This is a genomic window from Trichocoleus sp. ST-U1 (genome assembly GCF_039961835.1).
GTDB lineage: Bacteria > Cyanobacteriota > Cyanobacteriia > Cyanobacteriales > FACHB-T130 > FACHB-T130.
On sequence record NZ_JAMPJZ010000121.1, the window covers coordinates 1 to 12451 of the forward strand.

10 protein-coding genes and 1 pseudogene are annotated in these 12451 nt (G+C 45.6%); 4 read left to right on the forward strand and 7 right to left on the reverse strand.

Annotated features, from left to right (window positions below; all coding sequences use genetic code 11):
* The first annotated feature begins 858 nt into the window (after positions 1-858).
* Together NDA06_RS24815 and NDA06_RS24820 are read left to right on the forward strand one after the other, a co-directional pair.
* Entirely contained in the window at positions 859-1038 is a 180-nt protein-coding gene (locus NDA06_RS24815) for a hypothetical protein (protein WP_190410782.1), read from the forward strand.
* Positions 1039-1368: 330 nt separating this feature from the next.
* Positions 1369-2526 carry a helix-turn-helix domain-containing protein gene (locus tag NDA06_RS24820; protein ID WP_190985510.1) on the forward strand — a complete coding sequence of 386 codons (1158 nt, stop codon included), beginning with the start codon at positions 1369-1371 and terminating at the stop codon, positions 2524-2526.
* A gap of 44 nt (positions 2527-2570) precedes the next feature.
* On the opposite strand, the gene proB is transcribed toward NDA06_RS24820, so the two are convergent.
* The 5 genes from proB to NDA06_RS24845 all read right to left on the reverse strand — a co-directional run bounded on the left by proB (position 2571) and on the right by NDA06_RS24845 (position 8330).
* Positions 2571-3680, reverse strand: coding sequence for a glutamate 5-kinase (gene proB, locus NDA06_RS24825; protein ID WP_190410784.1), 1110 nt, complete (start codon positions 3678-3680; stop codon positions 2571-2573).
* Positions 3681-3985: 305 nt separating this feature from the next.
* Positions 3986-4534, reverse strand: a complete 549-nt coding sequence (locus tag NDA06_RS24830) for a YqeG family HAD IIIA-type phosphatase (RefSeq protein ID WP_190985509.1) — start codon at positions 4532-4534, stop codon at positions 3986-3988.
* A 167-nt stretch (positions 4535-4701) separates the two neighbouring features.
* On the reverse strand, positions 4702-5787 hold the full coding sequence (mltG, locus tag NDA06_RS24835; RefSeq protein ID WP_190985508.1) for an endolytic transglycosylase MltG: 1086 nt from the start codon (positions 5785-5787) through the stop codon (positions 4702-4704).
* A gap of 110 nt (positions 5788-5897) precedes the next feature.
* Positions 5898-6467: a DUF3727 domain-containing protein gene (locus tag NDA06_RS24840; RefSeq protein WP_190410787.1), complete on the reverse strand. Its 570-nt coding sequence runs from the start codon at positions 6465-6467 to the stop codon at positions 5898-5900.
* A gap of 195 nt (positions 6468-6662) precedes the next feature.
* Complete coding sequence (locus NDA06_RS24845; protein WP_190985507.1) at positions 6663-8330, reverse strand: alpha-amylase family glycosyl hydrolase; 1668 nt, start codon at positions 8328-8330, stop codon at positions 6663-6665.
* 490 nt (positions 8331-8820) lie between these two features.
* Here NDA06_RS24845 and NDA06_RS24850 point away from each other — a divergent pair, with 490 nt between their 5' ends.
* Complete coding sequence (locus NDA06_RS24850; protein WP_190410789.1) at positions 8821-9054, forward strand: hypothetical protein; 234 nt, start codon at positions 8821-8823, stop codon at positions 9052-9054.
* A gap of 367 nt (positions 9055-9421) precedes the next feature.
* Here the strand turns inward: NDA06_RS24850 and NDA06_RS24855 are convergent, their stop codons facing one another.
* Positions 9422-11074, reverse strand: coding sequence for an alpha-amylase family glycosyl hydrolase (locus tag NDA06_RS24855; protein WP_190410790.1), 1653 nt, complete (start codon positions 11072-11074; stop codon positions 9422-9424).
* 481 nt (positions 11075-11555) lie between these two features.
* Positions 11556-11750 (reverse strand): hypothetical protein, encoded by a 195-nt coding sequence (locus tag NDA06_RS24860; protein ID WP_190985506.1) that lies wholly within the window; start codon positions 11748-11750, stop codon positions 11556-11558.
* A 259-nt stretch (positions 11751-12009) separates the two neighbouring features.
* On the opposite strand from NDA06_RS24860, the pseudogene NDA06_RS24865 reads away from it, so the two are divergent.
* A pseudogene (locus tag NDA06_RS24865) lies at positions 12010-12451 on the forward strand (chloride channel protein); the annotation flags it as partial.

The window sequence follows — 12451 nt, forward strand, 5'->3', positions numbered from 1 at the left end:
TGAGTTTCTCGGCTTAAATCTCTAATAAATCTCATAAGTCTCTTGTTTTCTTGACTTTTGTTTTAGCTTATTCTACTTTTTATTATGTGTAATTTATTTTACATAAGCACTTAAGAGAAGCATCTAACATTTTTTGAATGAGATGAATTGCTCTTGCAATCTTAGATTCAATATTTTGTAAAACTAATAGACTGCTTCTGAGCTTTCCTTGGCCTTCTTTGCGCCTAAAGCGGAGATTGTGTACGTCAGCATCGCTTACGCAGTTTTTTTATTTCACAAGTCGAATAAGATTGCTACAGCAGTTCTAAATAATTCCCGAAGGCAAGATACCCAACTTCTAAGAAGTTGGGTATCTCAAGCCCTGAATCATCACAACTTGAGTAGGATTGCTGTATCTTGTGAACTTAATTGAGGTTGTAGTCGATCTTTGCAGATTAAAACTTACGCAATTTACTAGCCTTGGTGCCCCTGATATTTTAAGATTTGTAAATTTATTTAAGTCTGCTCGCCTATAAATTTTTTCTATCTTTGGTAGTAGTAGAAAATCTCGCTACATCTATTAAGTATAAGTACCTAAGATTCAATTGTTGAGCTGCTCCTTGAAATATCTTGACACGGTCTCTAGAAGAGCGCTTACATAGCGCTTACGCTCTAGTAGCAGAGTACCCTAACTGGGCAGTTCAACAGCGCATCCGTGGAAGTACAGAGTTTGCAAAAACACTTTCTAGAGATTCCGTAATCTAACCCAAGCAAATTTGTAGTAATCTTTGGCAAGGTAATATTAACCAAGCAGATGTCACCATAGATAGATGCACGGTGCCCCTGTTTTGTACTACTGCTATCTGGAATTTTCAAACTATGGCTCCCCAAAACGGCAAGATTCGGTTCCCTCTGTGGCAGTTTCTCAATCAGCCCCTGTTTAGTTCCAAAACTAAATTAGTGCTCAATCCCCGCCGCTTCTCGTATTGTTACAGAATTCACCTTTTGGAACGCTGCTGGGTTAAAGATTACCAGCCAGGAAACCGCCGTCAGCACTAAACCGCCAAATTGCATTCAGTTGTCAGGAGCCAAGTTGAGACTGACCACCACAAGGTCTCTACAGAATCCAGGAGCCAGAATCTATCCTCAGTCTGACCCCTGGATTCTAAATAAGGCGAAAATTGTTATTTTAATTTATTAAGTTTAAACGCACTTCAGGTTCTAAGTGACGCCGCTGAACAGAGAAAATTGACTTTTGCTCGATCCGGAATCTAGTTCCCGCTTGCCGAATACTTTACTCAGATAGCTCAAACAGCCTGCGAATTCACCGTCAGTTATGGGTGAAAAGCCCCTGTAACCGTCGTGGGGAGCCGTTTTAGGCTCTCAGGAATGCACGCTCGCGAGCGATCGCATAAGTTTGGTTTTCCTCAAGCACGCTCGACAAGAAAAGTCATGGCATTACAATCGGCATATGGTAGCGGTATTACCGAAAGCCCAACCATTGAAATTTCTCAGGAAGTATTACGGTCTATCCTTAGCCGGATAGAATCTGAACTCCATAGCAGCGAAGTCTACAATCGTGCCTTGGCTGGGTTACAGACAATCTTGGGAGAAGCTGCTGGGAGTGCCCAGATTATGGTTAAGGCAGTAGGGAGAGAAGCCATCCGGCTAGCGTTCCAGCAGTTTGCGAAAACTTATAAGGTTGTCCCAGTCACATCTCCAGAAATTGGTAACAATCAACAAGAGCCGCAAGCCAGCACTCAGCCTCAAGAGTCATCAGTCCATAGCGAACAGTCATCCGTTAATCACCCAGAATCAACGACGAATGACTTAACTTTAACGAATGACCAAGGACGCAGTATGAATGCCTCACCTGCCGATTTAGTAGACATTACGCCACTGCCTCTCCCAACCAGCCCAGATCCGGTTTTTCCCAAACCACTCAAAAAGCTCTCTAAGGCGGAACTGGCAGCGCAAATCGCAGATGAGAAACGGCAAGAGTGCCTGCGTCAAATTGGTCAGCAATTAGGGCAAGCACGTCATGCACAGTCAATGACTCTGCGGCAACTTCACAATCAAACACTCGTGCCGCTTCATCACATTCAGGCTTTGGAAGTCGGTTGCTTCGAGCATTTGCCTGAGGATATCTATGTCCGAGGTTTTATTCGCCGGATGGGGGTCGCCTTGGGGTTAGATGGTGCTGCAATGGCTGCTTCCTTACCCGCGCCCGATCCTGCAAAATCTGTACTGCCTTCTTGGTACCGACCGAAATCAGTGCCAGGATTTGGATTTCAGCTCAATACAGTTCATTTGTATGTGGGCTATGCTGCGCTAGTGGCAGGGGCAGTGGGGGGACTCGCGTTGATGTCAAACCATTCACAATCATCAGCGTCTGCTGATTCTCCACCGGATGTTCCTAACAACTCATCTGCTTCTGAGTCGCATCGTCCTGTGAAACCTGCTGCGAAACCCGGTTTAAAGGCGGGTCAGAAAGGAGTGGCGGTTGGGCCTGATATTGCTCCGCCTGAAGCAATTAGTCGTAATTAGTCATTTGTTATTAGTTATTGGCAGAAAAAACAACTGACTGCTGACTAACTAATGACAAGATTATCTCGATGGACGACGGTTTCTGCACCGGCGTAGCCTAAAATGGCAGGAATTTCTTCGGAACGGCGTCCACTAATTTGCTGTAGCTCGTCGCTGCTGTAGTTCACCAGCCCTCTAGCTATTTCCCGTCCTTGAGGGTCGCATAACTGCACAGCGTCTGACGCCTGGAAGTCTCCCTCGACGAGGGTAATCCCAGCAGCTAAGAGGGATTTTCCTGCCTGACTAATTGCCGCGATCGCTCCCTTATCCAGATATAGCTTCCCAGCGGGAATCAACCCGTGGGCAATCCAGCGCTTACGGGCATTGCCCATCGTGTCGCGGGGTTCAAACTGAGTGCCGAGGGGTTCTCCTTGCAAGATTTTTTGGATGTTGCGGGGAAATCGCCCTTCGGTGATGACTGTCCGAACTCCAGCGCTGGTAGCGATGCGGGCGGCAGTAATTTTTGTAACCATGCCACCTGTGCCCCATTGAGAGCCGCGATCGCCTGTTTGCACTTGTAATTCTTCCAGCTCATCAATGTGGTTCACTAGAGCGATCGGCTGAGCATCCGGAACTTGACGCGGATCGGCGGAGTACAGTCGGTCTACATCGGTCATTAAAAATAGCCAATCTGCCTCTATCAAGCTGGCGACTAGGGCTGAAAGCGTATCATTATCCCCAAATTTCAGTTCCTCTACGGCTACGGTGTCATTTTCATTCACCACGGGGATGACGCCCAACCGCAACAGTTCCCGAAAGGTGTTGGAGGCGTTGATATAAGCTGAGCGTTCTTTGAAGCTACTGCGAGTCAGGAGAACCTGGGCAATGGGTTGTTCTAAGGTTGTAAAAAAGTCATCGTATACGCGCATCAGGCGTCCCTGACCGACTGCTGCCACTGCTTGTTTGAGTGCTAGGGTGCGCGGACGTTGCACGAGTCCCAAGCGGGCGCAACCCACTCCGACAGCACCCGAAGAAACTAGCACCACTTTATAACCTTGCCGCCGTAAATCTGTGAGGGTTTCTACTAAGGCAGCGATGGTGGAAAGAGCCAGATGACCTGTTTCAGGCGATGTCAGGCTGGAAGTACCAATTTTGATGACAAGGGTTTGACTCACAAAAGAGAGGGGGCGCAGGGGAGTAGAGGGGAGGGGGAGCAGATTGTCCAGACGCGATAAATCAGATGCGATTTATCGCGTCTGGAGGCTGGGAATTGGCAATGAGTGATTAGCTTCAGCCGATTTCCCATTCCAAATTGTAAAACGCCAGCTCCTCCATCTGGGAACTGACGCTTTACACAGGTATTCACGGGGATTAATGTTTAGGGTCTTTATATTGGCTGACCCCATTTGAACCATATGTATAATGCCAGGGATTTTTGACAATCGAGAATCTCATAATTATTTCTTTATATTTTGGTTTTTCAGGATTTGTCTGGATTTCTTAAGTTTTGTTGCTTTGCGGTGAGCGAGACGCCCAAGGCTTGGGACACCCAGACTTCAAAGGTACGGACTGGATAAGAGCGCACAGTAAGCGCTGGGTCAAGCATCGGCTCGACGAGAATGGTAAACATACCGAGTCGGTTGCCTGCTAAAACGTCTGTAAATAAGCGATCGCCCACCATCCCTACTTGTTCGACAGGAAGGTTCATCGCGGTGACAGCCTGCCGCAGCTTGCGCCGCGATGGCTTAGCAGCGCTGGTAATGTAAGGCAAATTTAACGAGCGAGCGATGCCACTAATTCGGTTTTCGCTCAAGTTATTACTCACCAGCCATAGCGTCGCCACCTGTCTAATTTCCTTCACCCATTCCACGAGTTCTTCAGACGCCTCGGCTGCTTTTAGGGGTACCAGCGTGTCATCGACATCCAAGACTAAACCTTTGAGATGATATTGCTGGAGAAGATCGGGGGTCAGACTCACAATAGGTCTGCCCAGAATTAAGTCAGGCTGTAACCGTGTTACCCAGGACATAAGCAGTTTTTAATTGTAAGTGTGAGTTGTTAGGAGAACTCCCAGGTAAGAGCTTTTTCAACCCGGCAAAGTTATCAATGGGATTGCTAGTAGTTGCAAGTCCAACTTCCCCGATCTTAATTAGACTTATTGGCAGCTTGGCGACTAGACCAATCTAGGTACTGTTGTTAGCGGCTTTGTTGCCGTTGTTGGCGAATCGCATTTGTAGCGGCTTGGTGTTCTTGTAGCGTCCGACTAAACACATGGGTGCCATCGTAGCGAGCCACAAAAAAGAGGTAGTCTGTTTTTTCAGGATTGAGAGTGGCTTTGAGACTTCCTAAGCCAGGGCTGGCGATGGGAGTTGGGGGCAATCCTGCGTTGAGATAAGTATTGTAGGGGGAGGCTGTCCTCACCTGAGCCAAAGTTAAGGGCTGATCCGCTGTTTGCCGAATGCCGAGTCCATACTCAACTGTTGGATCGGATTCCAGTCTCATCCCTTTCTGAAGGCGTTGTGTAAACACACCAGCAATCTGAGGGCGTTCGACCGGAATCACTGCCTCTTTTTCGACAATACTAGCCAATGTCACCCATTGAAGAAGAGGTATCTGGGTTTTGTTTGGCGCTTGTTGATAGATTGGGAGTGCCACCTGTTCAAAGCGATCTAGCATTTGTTTGATGATGGCTTGGGGGGTGATGCGATCGCTATTTAGCTTGTAGGTATCCGGGTACAAAAAACCTTCTAAATAAGGCAAATCCGCAGGTAGCCAAGGATACTGGTCTTTGGGAATCTGAGTGGCGGCAGTGAGAAATTCTTCGCTTTTGAAAAATCCCTGAGATTCAAAGTAAGCCGCCATTTGCTGAAGCGACCATCCTTCAGGGATTGTGAAGGAAAGCTGCACGACATCGCCCGTCCAAATTTTATCAGCGATCACTGGCAGCGGCTGGGTGGGTGACAACTGGTAAGTCCCAGCTTTAAACCCACCCGGTCGCTTTTGCAAGTCCAACCAAAACGTCCATAGCTTCCAAGCATCAGCGGAGCGAATCAACCCTGCTGCTTCTAGATCGCGCCCTATCTGCTGCGCCGAGGTTCCTTGAGGAATCCGGATTAGCACTGATGTATCTTTTCCAGCATTCGCTGACGGTTGAGTTTCGGCAACGGGGGGCGCACTCGCCCAGCTCCACCACGCCCAACCCTGCCATGCACAGAGTCCAAGCGTTGCTGGGATTAAGGCGAGATAAAACGTCCATTTGGAGATGCGTTGGATTGCTTTCATCTTGATTGCGGGTAACAACCGCTGTCATGGAATTAAGAAGGCAAAATTAAAAATTAAAAAAAGAAAATTCTTCATATTTAATTTTCAATTTCTAATTTTTAATTCTTTACCTATTCCATTTCATCAAATAGCTGATCTTCCAGCAGCGGTTGCACTTTTTTAAATTCCTCAGGGGAAAGTAGCACTGGTTCACCCGCACTATTAATCCGCGCAAACAGTAGCAGCGGATCTAGAGGCGTGTATATTGTGTATTCTTGTTCTTTGTGATAAAAGCTGGCTAGAAACTGAAATTCCTCTGGTTCGAGCTGAGTATCGTCATCTTCGATTTCCAAGGTGAGGATTTCTTCCTCTTCAACCGCAGGCAGTTCACCGGCAACAGTCAGAGCAAATGCGGTTCGCTTTAAGGCGAGATTCCGCTCTGCCAGGACTGCTTGAGCCGTAGGAAAAACTTCGTCAATTTCGGCGTCGTCTTCGACTAAGGTGGCTTCTTCCTCCTCCTTCTCCTCGTCCCACGCCACAATTTCTACAGGTGAATCTACCGGCAGGAGGATGACGTATTCTTCACCATCTACTTCTATTGAATGCTCAATGTAACAACTAAGCGATCGCCCGGATTCATCCGTCAACGAGACGGTTTGGACGGAAGACCCATTCTCTTCAGGGGGTTGGGATGAGAACATTGCAGATATGCTGCTATCAACGTGAGATTGTGGACTAAAAAACTCCAACCCCAAAGTTTGCACACAGTGGGGAAGTAGCTTGCAAAAATCAGGATATCACGGCATAAGAGTTGTAGAGACGCCATACGTCAAGGAGGGACAATTTATCAATTGTCCCTCCTTGAGTTGAAAGATTCTTCCAAGCAATAGATTCGGTTACTGACAGACAAACACCTTCGCTTCGTACTCTGGCAAGTCAACTAGAGAGCCATCCTCTCCAGCTTCGATGCGGGAGTTATTCATCCAATCCTGCCACGTCCCAGAGGATGGGAAGTTAGGAATGCAATACCCTGACAGAGACTTATCTGAGAAATTCGCCACAACAACCACACGGGAACCGGGTTCGTTCCAACGGTAGTACGCCAACACTTTTGCCTCTGGATTTTCGTGAAAATACTCAATGTTATCGCTAGAAAGAGCTGGATTTTCTTTCCGGAGAGCGGTTAACTTTTTGTAATACTCAAACAAATCTTGATTTAAGTCTTGTGACAACAAAGGCCAAGCAATTTTCTTTGGCTGAGTCACGTTTTCACTTTTGCGCTGGTATTCTCCAAACTCTTCTCCCATCCAGAGCATTGGCACACCTACCGCCGTCATTAACAAAACAGCTCCTAACTTGGCTCTCCTAAATGCGGCTTCGTCAAAAATCCCGCGATCGCCTAATTCTCTCATCAAACGTTGGCGGTCGTGAGTTGCCAAATAATTCACTACATTCGTAGCAGCCGTATAACCCTGCCTTCTGGGATCTAAAACTTCCTTCAGTTTTTCTAATTCAAACATTTCGCCACAAATATGTGGAAGCACAAAGTAGCGAAAACTTTCATGCCAACAACCATCCAGCGGACCTTCTGGATAAACTACGGTTTTGGTATCGGGAATATGTTCGGCAATGTTGTAGAACGGCTTAGGAGCAGTATTTTTCTTGGCTTGCTTCGCAAGCCAATCCAAAAATTCATAATTTGCCAATTGGCGCACGGCATCAAAGCGAATCCCATCAATGTGATATTCCTGAACCCAGAAACGCACCACATCTCCGACGTATTTCCAAGCAGGCTTAACATCCAACTTTTCGTCGTAGTTGTCGTAGTTAAATTCTGGTCCCCAGTAATTACCCGGGTCTTCTGGATAATGCATATGCTCGTAGTACCAGTAATTCCGGTCAATCAGCATTAACGGGCATTCTTCATCTGTGTGGTTATAAATCCCATCCATGAAAACGCGAATGCCTCGACCATGACACTCGTCAATAAACCGCTTCAAATCTTCTGTGGAGCCGTAACTGGATTCTGTAGCGAAGTAGTGGCGGACTGTATAGCCCCAATTGTAATCACCGGGATACTCATTTACTGGCATCAATTCGACGGCATTAATTCCGAGTTCGCTCAAATGATCTAACTTAGCGATCGCGTCTTGGTATTTGCCTCGCTGGTGTGGGTCATCTTCACCACCGGAAAAATCTGCAACGTGCATTTCATAGATGACTAATTCGTGATTGTCTGGCAAAAGCGTATCGTCATGCTGCCAAACGTAAGTATCAACAATTCGCTTCCCATCTTTGATCCGCGCGACACTGTGGCCTCTTGCTTCATCAACGTCTGTAGCGTATGGGTCGATTACATCCACCCATTGATCGGGTTCAAATTTTGGGCTTTTCGATTGAACTCGAAATTTATATTGATAAATGCCATCCTCCAAGTCTACCTGGGTTCGGAAATAGCCATCCTTACCTTTTTCCATTGGAATGTTTTTCCAGTTAGAAAAAGAGCCGATTAACGCCGCTCCTTGGTTGCGAGGAGCAAATAAATTGAATTCGACTGCTGCCATAAAACCTTTTAATGAAGTAGATTCGCTTACTTAGTTGACTAATGGTTCTTTGCAAACATTTTTGAAGCCTGCATTTATAATTTTAAAGTTTAGTAATGAATTATACTGAATTATCTATCTTGAGAAATAGCAGAACATTAATAAAGTTTGTATCTTTAAAAACAAAATTAACTAACTTCCGGATTTTTATATCTGGAGTAGTAGACAAAAACTGTTTTCTAAACTTTAAGAGATAGGTTTAAAAAGACTGCAAATAAGGCTAGCGAGAGATGTCAATTCAGAGATGAATAGGGAAGATCGGGTCATAAATAACAGCTCAAAGGAGCTGAAGATGGGTACATTACAATGGCTTCCCCTACTTTCTACTCTTAGTCTCGGTCTTGCATTTATCATGCTTGCTTACTGCTTTGCAGCAGTTACTATCTAGTTTTTCCTAGAAAGAGATTGTCTGATTAATCAATTATTTCTAAGTTGAATTAAGGAGTTTCCAATGTTGAAACAAATGTGTTGGTTGCCAGCGATGGGAGTCAGTGGAGAAAAGTTGTTGCATTTACGAACCGCACCCAATCAACCGTGGCGACCTTATACGGCTTTTCCCGAATATGCTGTACCAGACTATCCAGTTCCGGGCGGTTCTAAGGGTTGGGCAACCTACCAAAAATTAAGATGCGAAGGTTGGGCTTTAGCACCCAGTACGCAGAGTCAGCAACTGAAAAGTGCTTAAAATTATCCACTGATTTTTAGGCAATGTATCTAATAGAGTTGTTGCTTCATTAGCCTTATGGGTTTTGGCTCTCACGTCTAGTAAGGGTTGAAACTTCGCTTCTTAAAAAGCAAGGCTCTAATCAATACTTATTTTAGGAAATAATTGTTTTCCTAAACCTATCCATTTAATACCGTTCGAGTTGTGAGGCAGTATATTAACGAATAATTCAATTCCCCAATCCACGCTGCGCCATAGCAGAGCATTAGCGCAGCGGCTAACGGGGAGTAAAACGAGACTGGCAGGTTCACTGTATAGACACAGTAGTTTTTTGCTTTTTTAAGGGCGGCAAAGAGAAGCTACTGTTCAAGGCTTTGGAAAGTTTCGATTACTGCCAAACTAATACTTTGGCTTCGTAACTTCCTAAGTCGAGCTGGATGCCATCCTCCCCTGCTTCGACATCATAATCGCCAGTCCATTCGTGCCAGGTTCCTGCTTCGGGGAAGTTAGGAACGTGATAGCCTCCTAGGAAATTGTCAGAGAAGTTTGCAACAACGACAACACGAGAACCCTCGCCATTCCAGCGGCTGTAGGCTAATACCTTTGCTTCTGGATCTTCATGGATAAAGTCAATATTTTCGGTGTAGAGGGCATGATTATTTTTACGGAGATGAATCAAGCCTTTGATAAATTCAAACATTCCGCGATTGAGGTCATGACCTAAGAGCGTCCAATCAATTTTTGCTTGTTCAGTTGTTTTGTATTTATACTCTCCGAACTCTTCACCCATCCACAGCAGAGGTACGCCGACAGCGGTCATATTGATGACAGAACCTAACTTTCTCCGCTTAAATGCTTCTTCATCCAAAATGCCGCGATCGCCTAACTCAGCTAAAACATGATTGTGGTCGTGATTCGTCAGGTAATTCACAACATTCGTAGCACCCATGAAGCCTTGCCGCTTGCAGTCAATGGCATCCTTGAGACGCTCTAAGTCAAAGGTATCGCCGCAGATATGTTCTAGAATGCAGTGATAGAAACTGTCATGCCAGCAGCCATCCATTGGTCCATCTACATTCGTAATGCTGGGGGTTTCAGGAATGTGTTCGGCAATATTGTAAAACGGCTTTGGCCCAGCTGCATTTTTTGCTTCCTGAACAATCCAGTGCATGAAATCGTAGTTGGCAATTTGTCTGGCTGCATCGTAGCGAATGCCATCAATGTGAAATTCCTGAATCCAGAAGCGCACGGTATCGCCAACAAACTTCCATGCAGGCTTAAGATCTAGATTTTCATCATAGTGTTCATAGTTAAACTCTGGCCCCCAGTTATTATCAGGGTCGCGCGGAGAATGATGGTACCAATAATCGTGGTCTATTTGCGTCAGTGGACTTTCTGCTTCTGAGTGGTTAAAAATTCCGTCCATAATGACGCGAATTCCACGACCATGACACTCATCAATTAGGTTTTTTAACCCTTCAGTTGTGCCATAACTGGATTCTGTAGCAAAGAAGTGACGAGGATTATAGCCCCAGCTATGGTCCCCTGGATACTCCTTCACTGGCATTAACTCAATGGCATTAACTCCTAACTCGCATAGGTAATCTAATTTTTCTACAACGTGTTCGTATTTGCCTCGGGCGTAGGGATCATCTTCACCACCGGAGAAGTCGCCAACGTGCAATTCGTAAATGACTAATTCGCGATCGCTTGGCAGTGGCTTATCGTCATGTTGCCAAACGTATGTATCCACAATCCGCTCACCATCTTTAATTCTCACAACACCGTTTTGGGTGGGATTATCAATATCGGTGGCGTAGGGGTCAACTACCTCTATCCATTGATCTGGTTCAAAGAACCAAGACTTGGATTGAACACGGAATTTGTATTGATAAACTCCATCTTCCAGTTCAACTGTGGTACGGAAATAACCATCATTACCTTTTTTCATTGGGATGCTTTCCCAGTTAGAAAAATCCCCAATTAAAGCAGCTCCATTGTTATAGGGAGCAAATAAATTAAATTCAATCGGAGTTGCCATAGAAGTGTTTGGAGTTTGATGAAAAAAATGCTTAGAGCAGTATTTTCTCCTTTTCATCCCGCTGAGGTATCGTTCTTGAGAAATAAAGTTGCCTCTGGTGCCCTAATTCCCAGGAGAGAAGTGGTAATGAATGCTAAAGGTAATTTAAGCTGAATTTCAGCGATTAATAGCCATTAATGCCGAATTTAGCGTTATTGTTGCGATCGGTTGTAGAAAAAATTTACCTATTTCAGTTGGCTGAAATAGGGGAGAACCCTACCCCTGCGTCCCTTTGCAAGCGACTACTGTGTATACACATCTAGGCAAGAAGCTAAAGACCAACCGAGACACAGAGAATCAAACTGTCGCAGATCCTGAAAAAGAGTGGCAATTCCGGTAGTCCGTTGGCTCTACTAGCCGAGTCAACCGTCTAGTAGAGCAATCAAGTTGCCTAAGCCAACCTTAGGGGAGGACAAGGGTTCGTTGTTTTGGGATGCGACTATTAAGTGACCATTAAGTGTGGGTGTAAGCTCTGTGAGGCAATGCTGCTGGGCATCACAGAAGATGACTGTTGCTGATTGAGTGACATCTTCAAGCCTTTGAGGAATTGAAGCAGACGCACAGCAGCAGACAACGCTAACACACACAGACGTTGAATAGCTGCTCCAGATTCGAGTTGGGTTGCTTCCTGATTCAACCGGCTTTGTTTGAGAGTGGCAAACAGTATATCTCTAGCGATCGCTATAGATAGAAATTAAGGTTTCACACATCAAAGTTGTACATCATGCAAACCATAAAACGAGCAAAATGCCGGATGCTCTGTTTATGCAGGCTAAAAACCCAAAATTTTCCCTAATTGTTCGCCTTTTAAAGCTGATAGCCAATCGCTCGCAGTTACAATGAAAATCATGAATAAAAATTAAGCTTTTTCTCATTTTTCCTGTTAACCTCCATCAATGAGCGCCACTCCATTGTCAGATGTGCTGTTGGCGGAATCATCCGCACCAACTTCTCCGGCTTCTCGTCTTACTAAAATTCTCAATCGACTTGAACCCTCACCCGAAAGCGTCGTCCTGCTGTTGGCTGTACTAATTGGCACCGGCACCGGGATGGGCGTTGTCACGTTTCACTATTTAATCGCTGTCATCCACAGCTTGATGCTGGAAGGGGTGATGGGGATAATTGGAGGCTGGGGTGCCTGGACTTTAGCTTGTATTCCCATTTTGGGAGGATTAATCGTTGGTTTAATGCGTCTTGCTTGGCCCGATTTTGGGCCGAGTATTTCTTCACTGATTGCCGCGGCCCAAGGCGTCCGAGAGTTGCTACCCCTGCGACCCGTCACCAAGATGGTAGCGGCTGCTGTTTCCCTCGGTAGTGGAGCCTCTTTAGGCCCAGAAG

What these genes read in the sequence shown, in the direction of transcription:
- NDA06_RS24815 (WP_190410782.1), top strand. Translation starts at nt 859, where the DNA reads ATGGCTCCCCAAAACGGCAAGATTCGGTTCCCTCTGTGGCAGTTTCTC.
- NDA06_RS24820 (WP_190985510.1), top strand. Translation starts at nt 1,369, where the DNA reads ATGCACGCTCGCGAGCGATCGCATAAGTTTGGTTTTCCTCAAGCACGC.
- NDA06_RS24830 (WP_190985509.1), bottom strand. Translation starts at nt 4,534, where the DNA reads ATGTCCTGGGTAACACGGTTACAGCCTGACTTAATTCTGGGCAGACCT.
- mltG (WP_190985508.1), bottom strand. Translation starts at nt 5,787, where the DNA reads ATGAAAGCAATCCAACGCATCTCCAAATGGACGTTTTATCTCGCCTTA.
- NDA06_RS24840 (WP_190410787.1), bottom strand. Translation starts at nt 6,467, where the DNA reads ATGTTCTCATCCCAACCCCCTGAAGAGAATGGGTCTTCCGTCCAAACC.
- NDA06_RS24845 (WP_190985507.1), bottom strand. Translation starts at nt 8,330, where the DNA reads ATGGCAGCAGTCGAATTCAATTTATTTGCTCCTCGCAACCAAGGAGCG.
- NDA06_RS24850 (WP_190410789.1), top strand. Translation starts at nt 8,821, where the DNA reads ATGTTGAAACAAATGTGTTGGTTGCCAGCGATGGGAGTCAGTGGAGAA.
- NDA06_RS24855 (WP_190410790.1), bottom strand. Translation starts at nt 11,074, where the DNA reads ATGGCAACTCCGATTGAATTTAATTTATTTGCTCCCTATAACAATGGA.